The organism is Streptomyces sp. NPDC026515 (assembly GCF_055567595.1).
This window is the reverse complement of the sequence record NZ_JBVHQD010000001.1, coordinates 505,217-518,929: the sequence shown is the minus strand read 5'-3', so window position 1 is coordinate 518,929 and position 13,713 is coordinate 505,217. Positions and strand designations below refer to the sequence as shown.

At 72.6% G+C, this 13,713-nt stretch carries 11 protein-coding genes; 4 read left to right on the top strand and 7 right to left on the bottom strand.

Features of this window, described 5'->3' with window-relative positions; genetic code table 11:
• Positions 1–3: 3 nt before the first annotated feature.
• The 4 genes from ACZ4O3_RS02190 to rsgA all read right to left on the bottom strand — a co-directional run bounded on the left by ACZ4O3_RS02190 (position 4) and on the right by rsgA (position 4,440).
• Positions 4–1,185 carry an SGNH/GDSL hydrolase family protein gene (locus ACZ4O3_RS02190; RefSeq protein WP_467721002.1) on the bottom strand — a complete coding sequence of 394 codons (1,182 nt, stop codon included), beginning with the start codon at positions 1,183–1,185 and terminating at the stop codon, positions 4–6.
• 169 nt (positions 1,186–1,354) lie between these two features.
• Positions 1,355–1,849 (bottom strand): methylated-DNA--[protein]-cysteine S-methyltransferase, encoded by a 495-nt coding sequence (locus ACZ4O3_RS02185; protein ID WP_467720842.1) that lies wholly within the window; start codon positions 1,847–1,849, stop codon positions 1,355–1,357.
• Entirely contained in the window at positions 1,849–3,237 is a 1,389-nt protein-coding gene (locus tag ACZ4O3_RS02180) for a bifunctional transcriptional activator/DNA repair enzyme AdaA (protein ID WP_467720841.1), read from the bottom strand. Before ACZ4O3_RS02180 ends, ACZ4O3_RS02185 begins: the two co-directional genes overlap by 1 nt.
• 105 nt (positions 3,238–3,342) lie before the next feature.
• Entirely contained in the window at positions 3,343–4,440 is a 1,098-nt protein-coding gene (gene rsgA, locus ACZ4O3_RS02175; RefSeq protein WP_362731369.1) for a ribosome small subunit-dependent GTPase A, read from the bottom strand.
• Between the two features lie 353 nt (positions 4,441–4,793).
• On the opposite strand from rsgA, the gene ACZ4O3_RS02170 reads away from it, so the two are divergent.
• Entirely contained in the window at positions 4,794–6,110 is a 1,317-nt protein-coding gene (locus ACZ4O3_RS02170; RefSeq protein ID WP_467720840.1) for an acyltransferase family protein, read from the top strand.
• 108 nt (positions 6,111–6,218) lie between these two features.
• On the opposite strand, the gene ACZ4O3_RS02165 is transcribed toward ACZ4O3_RS02170, so the two are convergent.
• Positions 6,219–7,229: a LacI family DNA-binding transcriptional regulator gene (locus ACZ4O3_RS02165; protein ID WP_467720839.1), complete on the bottom strand. Its 1,011-nt coding sequence runs from the start codon at positions 7,227–7,229 to the stop codon at positions 6,219–6,221.
• Between the two features lie 201 nt (positions 7,230–7,430).
• On the opposite strand from ACZ4O3_RS02165, the gene ACZ4O3_RS02160 reads away from it, so the two are divergent.
• The 3 genes from ACZ4O3_RS02160 to ACZ4O3_RS02150 all read left to right on the top strand — a co-directional run bounded on the left by ACZ4O3_RS02160 (position 7,431) and on the right by ACZ4O3_RS02150 (position 10,355).
• Positions 7,431–8,225, top strand: a complete 795-nt coding sequence (locus ACZ4O3_RS02160) for an ATP-binding cassette domain-containing protein (RefSeq protein ID WP_362728602.1) — start codon at positions 7,431–7,433, stop codon at positions 8,223–8,225.
• Positions 8,222–9,256 (top strand): ABC transporter permease, encoded by a 1,035-nt coding sequence (locus ACZ4O3_RS02155; protein WP_362728600.1) that lies wholly within the window; start codon positions 8,222–8,224, stop codon positions 9,254–9,256. The genes ACZ4O3_RS02160 and ACZ4O3_RS02155 overlap by 4 nt, the downstream gene beginning before the upstream one ends.
• 97 nt (positions 9,257–9,353) lie before the next feature.
• Complete coding sequence (locus tag ACZ4O3_RS02150; protein WP_362728598.1) at positions 9,354–10,355, top strand: ABC transporter substrate-binding protein; 1,002 nt, start codon at positions 9,354–9,356, stop codon at positions 10,353–10,355.
• Between the two features lie 97 nt (positions 10,356–10,452).
• On the opposite strand, the gene ACZ4O3_RS02145 is transcribed toward ACZ4O3_RS02150, so the two are convergent.
• The gene (locus ACZ4O3_RS02145; RefSeq protein ID WP_467720838.1) at positions 10,453–11,964 is read right to left on the bottom strand and encodes a cellulose binding domain-containing protein; all 1,512 of its coding nucleotides are present in this window, start codon (positions 11,962–11,964) and stop codon (positions 10,453–10,455) included.
• Positions 11,965–12,365: 401 nt separating this feature from the next.
• On the bottom strand, positions 12,366–13,685 hold the full coding sequence (locus ACZ4O3_RS02140; RefSeq protein ID WP_467720837.1) for a radical SAM protein: 1,320 nt from the start codon (positions 13,683–13,685) through the stop codon (positions 12,366–12,368).
• Positions 13,686–13,713: the final 28 nt, after the last annotated feature.

The following is a 13,713-nucleotide window of genomic DNA, read 5'->3' as shown; positions in this document are numbered from 1 at the left end:
GCCTCAGAGCAGGTCGACGAGGCGGACGGCGGCGGCCAGGGCGCGCATGCCCGCGTCGTTGAAGTGCAGATGGTCGCCGGGGTCGTAGCCGGGCCGGATCCGCGTCGGCCGCTGCGGGTCACGGACGACGGCGTCGAAGTCGACGTACGCGTCGAAGACGTGCCGGGTGCGGATCAGCGCGTTGACCCGCTGCCGTACGGCCTCCCGGGCGTCGGTGTAGCCACTGAACCCTTCGTAGGGCGTGAGCGTCGCGCCCACGACCCGGATCCCTCGGGCATGGGCGCGGGCCACGACCGTCCGGTACGCCCGCACGAAGTCGTCGGGGTCGGTCGCCTCGGGGGTGCCCTTGATGTCGTTGATGCCTTCGAGGAGGACCAGGGCCCGGACACCCGCCCGGGTCAGCCCGTCGGCGTCCAGCCGGTTCAGGGCGCCCGGTCCCCCGGTGCTGTCGAGCAGCAGCCGGTTACCGGAGATCCCGGCGTTGAGGACGCCGATCCGGAAGGGGCGCAGCCGTTCCGCGAGGCGGTCGGGCCAGCGGTGGTTGGTGCCGAAGCTGGAGCCGTTGCCGTCGGTGAGGGAGTCGCCGAAGGCGACCACGGTGCCGAGGGTCACGGCGCACACGTCGACACCGGTGACGTAGTACCAGTTCCCGGTGGTCCGGGTGAACGCGTCCCCGTGCTCGTCGGCGGCCCGGCCGGTGCCGCGCCCGGCGAGGTAGCTGGTCTGGAGCGCGACCCGGTGATAGGTGGCGGGGCCGGGGTCCCCCGGCGTCTCGACGGTGACCAGCAGGTCGGCGGCGGCCGGGACGGGGAGCGGCACCGGGTCGCTGACCAGGTCCTGTCCGACCGGTACGGCCGCGGTTGTGGCTCCGCCGAAGGTGGCGCCGCGCATGGACCCGGGTACGGCGTCGGGGCCGGTGCCCCGGCGCAGCGCTACGGTGACCGCGCCGAGCCGTAGCGGCGCGCTGCCGAGCCGGTTGCTGACGCGGATCCGTACCGCGCTGCCTCCGACGCTGAGATGGACGACATTGCGGTAGGCGGCCCCGGGCACCGCGGGGACGGTACCGGAGGGCGCGGCCTCCCAGCTCCCCGCCCAGAGCGAGGGGCCGGACTCGGCGCCGGCCCGCCCCGTCGTACCCACCGCGATCAGCAGCGCCGCGCCGAGGACCCGCCCGACCTTGCGCATCCGCACCTGCCCTTCCCTAGGTCCACTGGAGGGGAAGGTGACATACGGATGCCGTGCGGGGCAGCAACTCGACCGGGGGCACCACTCGGCTGGCGCAGCGCGTGCCCGGCGGCACGGCACCCCTGAACGGCGGGCGGCAGGCGGCTGCCCGCGCTCCTGCCGGGGCGTCTCAGCCCCGGCCCACCACTCCCTCCAGCGTCAGCAGCCGTACCTTGCGTTCAAGTCCCCCCGCGTACCCGGTCATCGATCCGTCCGCCCCGATCACCCGGTGACAAGGCCGCACGATCAGCAACGGGTTGGCCCCGATCGCCCCGCCGACCGCCCGAACCGCCGCCCTGGACGCCCCGATCCGCGCGGCGATCTGCCCGTACGTCGTCGTCCCCCCGTACGGAACACCGTCCAGCGCGCTCCACACCCGCTCCCGGAAGTCGGTCCCGTGGGTGCTCAACTCCAGGCGGAACTCCTCCAGTTCACCGGCGAAGTACGCGGCGAGCTGCTGCTCGGCCGCCCGGAAGGGCCCCGCGTCCGCGAGCCACCCCGCCTCCACGCTCCGGCCGCCCTTCTGCCCGGGGACGGACAGGGAGGTCAAGGCCCCGCGTCCGTCCGCCGTCAGGAGCAACTCCCCGACCGGCGACGCGATCCGGGTCCAGTACGTGTCACCCATCAGTTCCTCAGCTCTCCTTCCACCAGCAGGTGCCGGGCGGCGTACGACCGCCAGGGCCGCCAGCCCTCCGGTACGTCCCGGCCCGGCCCGGCCACGTCGGGGTCGCCGAGCGCGCGGACGCGGATCTCGGCGACCACCTCCGGCCGCATCCCGGGCAGCGCGCGCAGGGCAGCCACCGCGTCGTCCCGGTCGGCGCCCGGGTCCAGCCGTACGGCGCCGTCCGCGAGCGCGGTGGCGAGCGCGCCGAGGGTGCCCCCCGGTTCCGCGCCCGCAAGCACGGCGGGCTCCGGGAAGAGGCGGGTGAGGCTGCCGGCCGGCGCGTCCAGCACCTTCCCGTACCGCTGGACCAGCCGCTCCGCGCCCCCGGTCCCGACCAGGGCCCGTACCGCGGCCTCGGCCGGATCCGCGGTGCCGGGCGAGCGCAGCCCCGGCCGGGCGGCGACCAGCGGGGCGAGCCGTGGGTCCTCGGCGAGCCGCTCGTCGACCGCGTACGGGTCGGCGTCGAGGTCGAACAGCCGCCGCAGCCGCTGTACGCCGGTGGTCAGGTCGCGCGGGTCGGTGAGCCGCAGCCGGGCGTCGAGCCAGCCGCCGGGACGGGCACCGCCGTTGGCGCCACCCGTCCGCTCCTCGACGGCGACGACGGCATGGCCGTAGGGAAGTCGCAGGGTGCGGCGGTAGGTGCGGGCACCCAGGGCACCGACCACCTCCTCGATGCCGGGTACGGCCTCGCGCTCCAGCAGGTCGAAGACGGGACCGGCCTGGTAGGGGCCGCGGTGGGCGAGCCGCAGCGGGATCCCGGCGGCCGGCGAGCCGCGCCGGGCGCCCCGGCCACCGGGCGCCGCCTCGCGCAGCCCGCTCGGGGTCGTGGCGTACACGTCACGGACGGTGTCGTTGAACTGCCGCACGCTCGCGAAGCCGCTCGCGAACGCGATCTCCGTGATCGGCAGCTCGGTGGTCTGGAGCAGCAGGCGTGCGGTGTGGGCGCGCTGGGCCCGGGCGAGGGCGACCGGGCCGGCGCCGAGTTCGGCGGTGAGCTGCCGTTGCACCTGGCGGGCGCTGTAGCCGAGCCGGCCGGCGAGGCCGCCGACCCCCTCCCGGTCCACGACGCCGTCGCCGATCAGCCGCATGGCCCGGCCGACGACGTCGGCGCGGGCGTTCCACTCGGCGGATCCCGGCACGGCGTCCGGCCGGCACCGGCGGCAGGCCCGGAAACCCGAGCCCTGCGCCGCGGCGGCGGTGCGGAAGAAGCGGACGTTGTGCCGCTTCGGGGTGACGGCGGGGCAGCTGGGACGGCAGTAGATGCCGGTGGTCCGCACGGCGAAGAAGAACGCGCCGTCGAACCGCCCGTCCCGGCTGCGCACCGCCTCGTACCTGGTCTCTTCGTCCATCACTCGTCAAGTGTGAGCGATGAGCGAGGGTGGGGCTGGCGGGAATCGGACACCGAGCCGACGGGCAGGGCAGCGCGGCCGCCCCACCCGCCCGCACTCATCCCGCTACCGCCACCGTCCCCGCTTCGCCTCCATCGCCGCCTTCCCCTCCGCCCCCCTCTTCTTCCAGTCCTTCTTGATCTCGGAGCGGAGCCGCGCGTCCGTCTTCGCGACGATCCACTGGTTCTCCCGCATCAGCTTGCGGTAGCTCTCCAGCCTGCGCACGGGCAGTTCCCCGGTCTCCACCGCGTGGCGCACCGCACAGCCCGGCTCGCTCTCGTGCCCGCAGTCGGCGAACCGGCACCGCTGCGCCAGTTCCTCGATCTCGGAGAACACCTGCCCGACCCCGGCCCCGGCGTCGAACAGGCCCACGCCGCGCAGCCCCGGCGTGTCGATCAGGACACCCCCGGCCGGCAGCGCCAGCAGGTTGCGGGTGGTCGTGGTGTGCCGGCCCTTGCCGTCGACGTCCCGGGCGGCCTGGACGTCCATCACGTCCTCGCCGACCAGCGCGTTGGCGAGGGTGGACTTGCCCGCGCCGGACTGTCCGAGCAGGACGGACGTACCGGAGCGGACGAGCGAGACGAGGAGGTCCAGGCCGTCCCCCGCCAGCGCGCTGACGGTGAGGACGGGCACGCCGGGGGCGCTGGTCTCGACGTCCTGGACGAGATGCGCGAGCGTCACCGGGTCCGGGACCAGGTCGGCCTTGGTGAGGACCACGACCGGCTGGGCCCCGGACTCCCAGGCCAGCGCCAGGAACCGTTCGATCCGGCCGAGGTCGAGTTCGACGGCGAGGGACACCGCGACGATCGCGTGGTCGACGTTGGCCGCGAGGATCTGCCCCTCGGACCGCTTGGAGGAGGTGGAGCGCACGAAGGCGGTACGGCGCGGCAGATACGCGCGTACGTAACGGGGGTTGCCGCCGGGTTCCACGGCGACCCAGTCGCCGGTGCACACGACGCGCAGCGGATCGTGCGGGGTGACGAAGGCCGTGTCGGCGCGCAGCGGCCCGCCGGCGGTGACGATGTCGCACTGCCCGCGGTCGACACGGACGACCCGCCCGGCCAGCAGGCCTTCGGCGGCATAGGGGGCGAACTCCTTCGCCCAGGTCTCGTCCCAGCCGTAGGGAGCGAGCGCGGAGAAGACAGCAGCGGAGCTGGAAGACAAGGGTGACCCTTCACAGGGCGGCCCCGGGAATACGGGTAGGTCAGCCGGTGGCCGCGGAGGTGGAATGGATGAACTTCTGGTCACGGGCAGCGCCCATCGCAACGACAGCCATCGGTCACACCTCCTGCGCGTCAATCGGCCAACAGCGGCGGCGAATCCGAGCCGCCGCACCGAGCGACCTCACCTTAGAGGGCACGCGCACCGGGACGCCAACGCTTTTTCCCGGCTGCGTTCCGGGCCGTGCCGGCCGAGGAGCCGTGCCGGACCGCGGGCGGTGTCGTACCGGGCACGAAATGGTTGCGGCATGGGCTTACCGGCATGCGGCGCCGGGGCTGCGGGCAGCATGACGGGCCATGAGCAGAGACCGTTACGTCGACTTCCTGCGCGCGTGGGCCATCGTGCTGGTGGTCCTCGGCCACTGGCTGATCACGGCCCTGGTCCGGGAGCCCGGTGGACGAATCACCGCCCCGGAGCTGCTGGCGACCGTGCCCTGGACCCAGTGGCTGACCCTGGTGTTCCAGATCATGCCGCTGTTCTTCCTCGCCGGGGGTCATGCGGCGGGCGGTTCCTGGCCGCGGCACCGGGCGGCCGGGGGAACGGCCGCCGGGTGGCTGGGGCGGCGGGCGCTGCGGCTGCTGCTGCCGACGAGCCTGTACAGCGGCCTGGTGCTGCTCGCGGTCGGTGTCTGTTCGGCGGCGGGCGTGGACGCAGGCACGCTGTCGCTGGTGGGCTGGGCGATGGCGATGCAGTTCTGGTTCCTCCCGGTGTACCTGCTGCTCAGCGCCCTGACACCGCCGATGCACGCGGCGCACCGGCGCTGGGGCGGGCGCGTCCCGGCGGTGCTGGGGGCGGTCGCCCTGGCCGTGGACGTGCTCGTGGTGACGGTGCACGCGCCGTACGCGGGGCTGCTGAACTACGTGCTCGTGTGGGGTGTCGCCTATCAGCTGGGCTTCTGCTGGCGGGACGGTCTGCTGACCCGGCGGCTGGTGCCGGTCCTGATGGCGGCGGGCGGTGCGGGGGCCTTCGCGGCGCTCGTGGCCTTCGGGCCGTTCCCGGTCAGTCTGATCCTGGTGACCGGGCAGCACCCCGGCAACACCGATCCGCCGTCGGCCGCGATGCTGGCGTGGGTGGTGGCCCAGGTCGGGCTGTGTCTGCTCGCCGCGCCGGCGGTGCGGCGGCTGCTGGACCGCGAGCGGGTGTGGCGTGTGGTGCGCCCGGTGGGGGCCACCAGCATGACCCTCTACCTGTGGCACATGCTGCCGGTCCTGGTGGTCGCCGCCGCGTTCTACCTGACCGGCCTCGCGCCCGAGCCGGTGCTCGGGTCCCCCGCGTGGTGGGCGCTGCGGATCCCGTGGCTGCTGGTGCTCGGTGTCGTCCTGGCCGGTGTCGTGTCCGCGCTCCGGCCCCTGGAAAGCGGGCTGACCGTGCTGTACGAACGGACGGGTCCGGACGCGGCCCTGCGGCACGCCTGGCCGCTGTGGCTCGGCCTGGCCATGGACGTCGCCGCTCTCAGCCGATTCGCCGTGCGGGGGTTCGCACCCGACGGCCGGTTCCCCGTCCTGCCGGCCGTGGGCCTGGCACTGGGCACGACGCTGGTGATGCTGACCCGGCGAGCTACGGCACACCGCCCGGAACGGCGCGCCGCGGCACGGGCGACGGGCCGCGTGTGAGAGCGGGTTCCAGGGGTTCGGCACCGGCTGGCCGAGCCGGTGCCGGTGCCGGCCGGGGCGGGCGGCGGTTCTCCGGACGCGCTGTGACCGGCGGCCGGGACGGTCCGGCTACGCGGCGAACGGCCCCGGCAGCTCTCCCGACCCCCGCTCGATCAGCCGGGTCGGCATGACGACGGTGCGTGGTGGTGAGACGTCGCCGTGGATGCGGGCGAACAGCAGATGCGCCGCCCGGGTCGCGAGGCCCACCGGGTCCTGGGCGATCACGGTGACGGGCGGCGTCAGCCGCTCGGCGAGTGCGAAGTCGTCGAAGGCGATGAAGGCCAGGCCGGCGGGGAGGACGGTGAGGGCGCCGAAGCCGAGGATCTCGTTGCCGGCCAGCAGGGCGGTGGGCGGATCGGGCCGGTTCAGCATCTCCGTGACGGCCCGGGCCGCCTCCGGGCCCGACCGCAGACCGTCCCTGACCAGTGCCGGGTCGGCGGTGATGCCGGCCGCGGCCAGCGCCGCCAGATACCCGCGCCGGCGTTCGCCGAACGTCCAGATCCGCGGGGTGTCGCCGAGGTAGCCGATCCTGCGATGGCCGTGCGCCGCCAGCCGCCCGACCGCCTCGCGCACCGCGCCGAAGTTGTCGACCACCACGGCGTCGACGTTCAGCCCGGGTGCCGCCCGGTCCACGCAGACGATCTTCGTGCCCTGTGCCTGCGCGGGGCGCAGGAAGCGGTGGCTGCCGGCGGCCGGGGTGAGGATCAGGCCGTCCACGCGGCGGGCGGTGAACGCGGCGATCACCTCGCGTTCCCGGCCGAGGTCGGCGCGGCTGGAGCCGATGAGCATGACGCTGCCGCGCTGCCGGGCGACGTCCTCGGCCGCGGAGGCGACCGCGGCCATGAAGGGGTCGGCCACATCATCGACCAACAGCCCTATGGTCTGGCTCAGTTCGTGGGTCCGGCGTAACTGGCGGGCCACGTCGTCACGTTGGTAGCCGAGTTTGCGGACCGCGGCCTCCACCCGCGCGGCGGTGCGCGGGGCGACGGCCGCATCGCCGTTCACGACCCGGGACACCGTCATCGCGCTGACGCCCGCTTCCGCGGCAACGTCCTTCATGGTCGGCCGGGTGGCTGCCACGCCACGTCCTCCACCTGCGTCACGTCTGAGCGTCGACCGGTTAACGTTACCAACTCGACGGCATATCAACAGACCTGCGAATACGCGGAGTTGAGAGGCCCTGGGGACCGACGCGGGATCGGCTGCACCACCCTTGACACCCCGCTGTGGGCGCCCCAAGAATCAGCCAAGCTGTTAACGATACCAACCAGAAGGCACAACATGGCCTCTGCAAGGGAACCACTGCTCACCGCACATGGCGTGGTCAAGCGTTTCGGTCACGTCCAGGCGCTCCAGGGCGCCGATTTCACGGCATACCCCGGCGAGGTCGTCGCCCTCATCGGCGACAACGGCGCCGGCAAGTCCACTCTGGTGAACGTCCTGTCGGGCGTCCTCTCCCCCGATGCCGGCGAAGTCCGCCTGGACGGCGAGCCGGTGCGGTTCTCCGGGCCGATGGACGCACAGCGGCACGGCGTGGAGACGGTGTACCAGGACCTGTCGCTGGCACCGGATCTGGACGCGGCGGCCAACCTCTATCTCGGCCGCGAGATCGTGCGCGGAGGCCTGCTCGGGCGGGTCGGCATCCTCGACCGGCCCGCGATGCGCCGGGAGGCGGTCAGGGCCTTCGCCGAGCTCGGTGTGGAACTCAAGGATGTGACGGCTGCTGTGACAACGTTGTCCGGCGGGCAGCGGCAGTCCGTCGCGGTGGCCCGGGCGGTCGCCTTCGCCAACAAGGTCATCTTCATGGACGAGCCGACCGCCGCCCTCGGGGTGGTGCAGCGCGCTCGGGTCCTGGAGACCGTCCGCAGGGTCGCCGACCGGGGCATCTGCGTGGTGCTGATCAGTCACAACATGCCCGAGGTGCTGTCGGTCGCGGACCGGGTGGAGGTACTGCGGCTGGGCCGGCGCGTCGCGTCGTACACCGCGGCGGAGACCACGATCGAGGAGCTCGTCGGGGCGATGACCGGGTCCCTGGACGGGCCGGTCGGGGGCAAGGAAGCGGAGGGCGCACGATGACGGCCGAGAGCGAGCAGGCCCCGGTGGCCGCGGGCAGCCGTGCCGGGATGCCGGACTGGCTCCGGCGCGCGGCGACGCTCAACGAACTGTGGACCTTCGTGATCCTCCTGGCGCTGGTGGTGTTCTTCACCATCGCGGCGCCGGGCAAGTTCTTCACCACGTACGACATCACCCAGATCGCCGTGAACGCGGCCATCTACCTGGTGCTCGGCGTCGGCATGACATTCGTGATCATCACGGCGGGCATCGACCTGTCGATCGGGTCGGTGCTGGTGCTGGCCGCGGTGGCGGCGGGTGAGTACAACATCCATCACGGCGGTCCGGCGTCGGGCTGGGGCACGGTCGCGCTCTGTGTCGTGATCGCACTGGCCGTGGGCACGGCGTGGGGCGCGCTGCAGGGGGTGGTGGTGGCCAGCGGCAAGGTGCCACCGCTGATCGTGACGCTGGGCGGGCTGGGCGCGGCGCTGGGGATCGCCGAACTCGCCACCGGCGGCCAGGACCCGGCCGGCGCGGCCTCCACGCATCTGCAGAACGGCCTCGGTTTCGGCAAGCTGCTCGGGATTCCCTGGATGGTGATCCTGGCCGCCGTGGTGACCGCGATCTTCGGCGCGGTGCTGGCCGCGACCCGCTTCGGCGAGCACACGCTCGCGATCGGGTCGAACCCGACGGCCGTACGGCGGGCGGGCATTCCGGTGGGCCGGCATCTGGTGAAGGTGTACGGCCTGATGGGGCTGCTGGCCGGGCTGGGCGCCGTGATGTGGCTGGCCTCGTACGGCACGACGTCGATCGCCGGGCACTCCACCGACAACCTCAAGGTGATCACCGCGGTGGTGCTGGGCGGCACCAGCCTCTTCGGCGGCCGGGGTTCGGTGCTGGGCACGGTCATCGGTGTGTTCATCCCGGCGGTGCTGACCACCGGGCTGATCGTGATCGGCGTCCAGCAGTACTGGCAGGACGTGGCGGTGGGCGTCGTGCTGGTCGTGGCCGTCTACGTCGACCAGATGCGCAGGAAGACCCGGGAACGCGCATGACGCCGTCGGGCACGCCCGCGGCGCGCGGCACGGGATCGCACAGGACAACTCGATCGCCCAGGACAACTCGTTCGCGTACGACAAGGAGAACTCTGTGATGGGGAGCATACGCAGCAGGCGCGGGTTGCTGGTCGCGGTGGGCACGGTGCTGGCCCTCGGCGCGGCCTCGGCATGCGGTTCGTCGGACGACGGCGGCGGCTCGGGGAGTGCGGGTGGCGCCAAGGGCAAGAAGGTCCGGCTGATCACGGGGGTGAAGAGCGACCCCTTCTACATCACCATGACCTGCGCCGCGCAGCAGGAGGCCAAGGCCAAGGGGATGGACTTCACGGCCGACGGTTCCGCGCAGTGGGACGTGTCGGTGCAGCGCCCGCTCCTCGACTCGGTGGCGGCGGCCCGGCCCGACGGGCTGCTGATCTCGCCGGTGGACACCAGCGCGCTGACGCCGTCGCTCAAGCAGATCCAGTCGGCGGGCACCAAGGTGGCGCTGGTGGACACGACGGTGAGCGACGACTCCGTCGGGATCACCCGGATCTCGTCGGACAACGAGAAGGGTGGCCGGGTCGCCGCCGACGCGCTGGCCAAGCTGATGAACGAGAAGGGCTCGGTCATCGTCATCAGCGTCAAGCCCGGTGTGTCGACGACGGACGCCCGGATCAAGGGCTTCACCGAGGAGATGGGCAAGTACCCGGACATCAAGGTGCTGCCGACGCTCTACGACAACGACCTGCCGGCCACCGCGGCCTCCCAGATCCAGTCGACGCTCGCCGCCCACCCGGACCTGGGCGGGGCGTTCGCGGGCAACACCAACACCGGTACGGGCATCGCCACCGGGCTGAAGCAGGCCGGCAAGCAGGGCAAGGTGAAGGTGGCCGCGTTCGACGCCGAGCCGGACGAGGTCGCCGCGCTGAAGGCGGGCACCCTCCAGGTGCTGGTCGCCCAGGACCCGGCGTCGATCGGCCGGCAGGCGGTGGACCAGCTCGCGGCCGCCTTCGAGAACAAGACGGTGAGCAAGACGATCGGCACGAACATGGTGGCGATCACGAAGGACAACATGGGCGACCCGTCGGTCAGCAAGTACTTCTACAAGTCGCAGTGCTGACCCGGCCGTCCGAAATGCCGGGCTGACACACGGTCAGCGGCCGGCCGGACCCGCCCACCTGGGTCCGCCCGGCCGCCGGTCGCGGCACCACTCGGGCTCAACGCGACGAGCAGGAGCCGCCGTTCAGCGTGAAGGCATAGGGCGCGGTGTTCTTGCCGCTCCAGGTGCCGAGGAACCCGAAGGAGAGGGTGCCGTTCGGGGAGACCGACTGGTTGTAGTCGGCGGAGTCCGCGGTGACCCGGCCGCCGCTCTGGCTGACGCTCGCGTCCCACATCTGGGTGACCTTCTGGCCGTCCCGGAAGGACCACTGGACCCGCCAGCCGGACAGGGCCCGGGTGCTGGTGACGGTGACGGTGGCCTGGAAGCCGTCGGTCCACTGGTTGACCAGGTCGTAGGAGACCCGGCAGGTGGCCGCGGCGGAATGCGATGGCGAGGCAGACGGCGAGGCGTGGCCGGTCTCCTCGGCGCCGGTGCCCGCCGTCGCGGTGGAGGTGCCCTGCGGCTCCGGGTCGGGGTTCTTGTCGGCAGGCCTGCTCGCGGCGGCCGACGCGGACGGGGAGGCGGAGGCGCTGTGGGTGGCGGGCGGCGGGGTGGACGGGGCCAGCGAGGTGGGGTCGGCGACCGGCTGCCGGTCGTCGTGGGAGGCGGTGGCCGCGCCGTCGCCGTCGCCGCTGCCCATCGGCATCATCGACACGCCGAGCGCCACCAGCGAGATCAGGACCGCCGCGCCGAGCAGCCCGTGGCGCAGCACCCGGCTGCGGCCGGTGCCCTCCTTGGGGTGGCCGCCGTCGTGGTCGCCGGCGCCCGGGCGGCCGGGGCCGAGCCGCACCTCGGCCGCGCGGCGGCGGCGCTCCAGGTAGGCGAGGCCGCCCCAGCCGATGACCCCGCCGGCCAGCGCCGCGGGCAGTCCGCCGCCGTGCAGCCGCAGACAGGCGGCGGCCTCGGCGCACTGCACACAGGTGGCGAGGTGCCGGGAGAGGTCGTCGGGCGTGTCGGCCGCGGCGGACCGGGTCACCGCGTCCAGGAGGCGGGCGTAGCTGCGGCACTCGGCGGCCATCGGTGTGTCGAGGTGCGCGCGATGACAGCGGTCCCGGAACAGACCGCGCACCTGCTCCAGTTCCTGGGCGGCGACGGCCGGGTCGAGGCCGAGCCGGCGTGCCACCGAGGACAGCGGCAGCGCCTCCACCTCGGCCAGCCACAGCAGTGCGGCGTCCGCCTCCTGCATGTCGCGCAGGCCGCGCAGCGCGACGGGCCGCTGCAGGGGCAGGCCCGTGTACCGCGCGGCCTTCTCGGAGTTGAGCCACAGCCTGAGGTCCGGGTCGAGTCTGTGGCCCAGTCCGTCCGCCTCCCAGCCGGCGGCCGTGTTGCGGACGGCGGTGAGCAGCAGCGGGATCATCGGCAGCCGGGCGGAGCGCCGTCCGCCGCTGCGGGCGGCGGTGAAGTCCGTGTCACGGGCCTCGCGCATGCCGAGGGCGAAGGCCTCGGTGGCCAGTTGATTGGCCGTCAGAGAGCCGGACGTGCACAGGTCGGCGTAGGAGAGCACCGCGTCCCAGCATTCGGAGAACAGCGCTGCCTCGGCGGCGTCCTGGGGGATCGGCAGGTCGGGCATGGGTCTCCTGCATCAAAAGCGAGGTCAACTCACCACATCGGCAATGGAGTTGGGGGGAACCTCGCGGCAGGACCCGAGCTTTTCACGTCTCCTGCACAACGGACAAGCGGCCTATTCAAAACCGGTTACCGATGGTCGTGCCACGGATCCTCCCCGTCACCCGCATCACCGGTCTCCGGCGTGGCGTCTGCCGCTCCGCCGTGGCCCGCAACTCCGAGCTGTTATACGCGCCGCAACCGCGTTCCGACTCACCGTCCTCCTCGATCCCTCGCACAGCAAGGCCCGGGAGGCAAGCGCGGTCGCCGCGGGGAGCCGGCAGCCCGGCCGGGACCCCTCCAAAACGCCGAGGAGGGCGCCGGCGATCCGCCTGACGCCCTCCTGTGTCCGGTGGCCCGCAGGAGTCACACCTTCGTGGGTTCCTCCGCGGGCAGACTGTCCATGAAGGAGCTGACGGAGAAGACGGCGTTGCCGGGACCGGGCGGGCCGTAGCCGGGGGGCGAGGACAGACCGAAGTCCTCCATCGTCTGCCGGTAGGCCTGGAGCAGGCGGATGTGGTACTCCAGCGGAGCGCCGTGCGGGTTGGCCTTGCCGAGCGGGGTCGTCGGCTCCGGACACCAGGTGGTGAAGCGGGGCGTGATGCCGTGCGACATGAAGAAGCGCAGGCCCTCGGTGGTGGACGCGATCGCCTCGTCGACGGTCTTGAACCCGAACGGCTCGGCCATCTCCACGCCCGCCACGAAGTTGGGGATCACGTTGCGGGCGCCGAAGATCTCGGCCGAGTCCAGGATCCGCTTGTGCCACTCGTCCCGGCCGACGTACCGCTCCTTGCCCGGGCAGTACATCTTGAACAGGTACTCGTCCCACACCTCGTAGTTGGGGTGGTAGATCTGCACGCCGTAGTCCTTGAAACGCCGGACGTCGTCCTTGGGCAGTGCCTGGGCGACGACCTTGCCGATCCAGCGGTTCGGGAAGTGCTCCTCGATGGCCTTGGCGTACATGCCGTAGAAGTCGGCCTCGTCCCGGCCCTGGAGCCTGGAGGTGATCGCGCCGCCGGTGAGGGTGTAGGCGGTGGAGGTCTTCGCCGTGTCGTACCGGTCGATGATCTCCAGGGCCTCCAGCACCTCGTCGACGTCCTTGACGCCGGTGTACGGCCGGCCCGCGGCCTTGTGCTGGCGCCAGTTGTGGTTGATGTCGCAGTACTGGCACTCCTCCTTGGCGCCGAAGTACTGGCAGACCCGGAAGACGGTGAGGTAGATCAGGTAGCCCCACTGGATGGTGGGGGCGACCTCCATCACGGACTTCCCGTTGGCGAGCTTGTGCCGGTAGTACTCCGGCATCGGCGGCACCCCGACGTCGGCGATCCGCTTGCCGTCGAGGTAGAGCCCGAGCAGCCCCTCCGCGTCGGCGGCCACCCGGTACGGCGAGGCGGGGTTCACCCGTACCGACACGACGGTGCGCCGCAGGTCGTACGGGCCGCCCGTGAGGATGATCTCCTCCGGCGGCCGGCGCAGCGCGGCCTCGCCCAGCTCGGGCAGGGTGCCGTGGTCGAAGGAGAAGATGAAGTACGACTTCGGCTTCACCTCGCCGCTCTCGTTGTCGCTCAGGGCCGACGGGTCGAAGGCGACACCGCCCCGGAGCAGGTCCTCCTTGAAGACGGCTTCCCTCGGTACGTGCGGGAACCTCTCCATCAGATCCTCGACCAGCGCGGTACGACTGCCCATCCCGTGTCTCCTTCCGACTCAGGCGTTC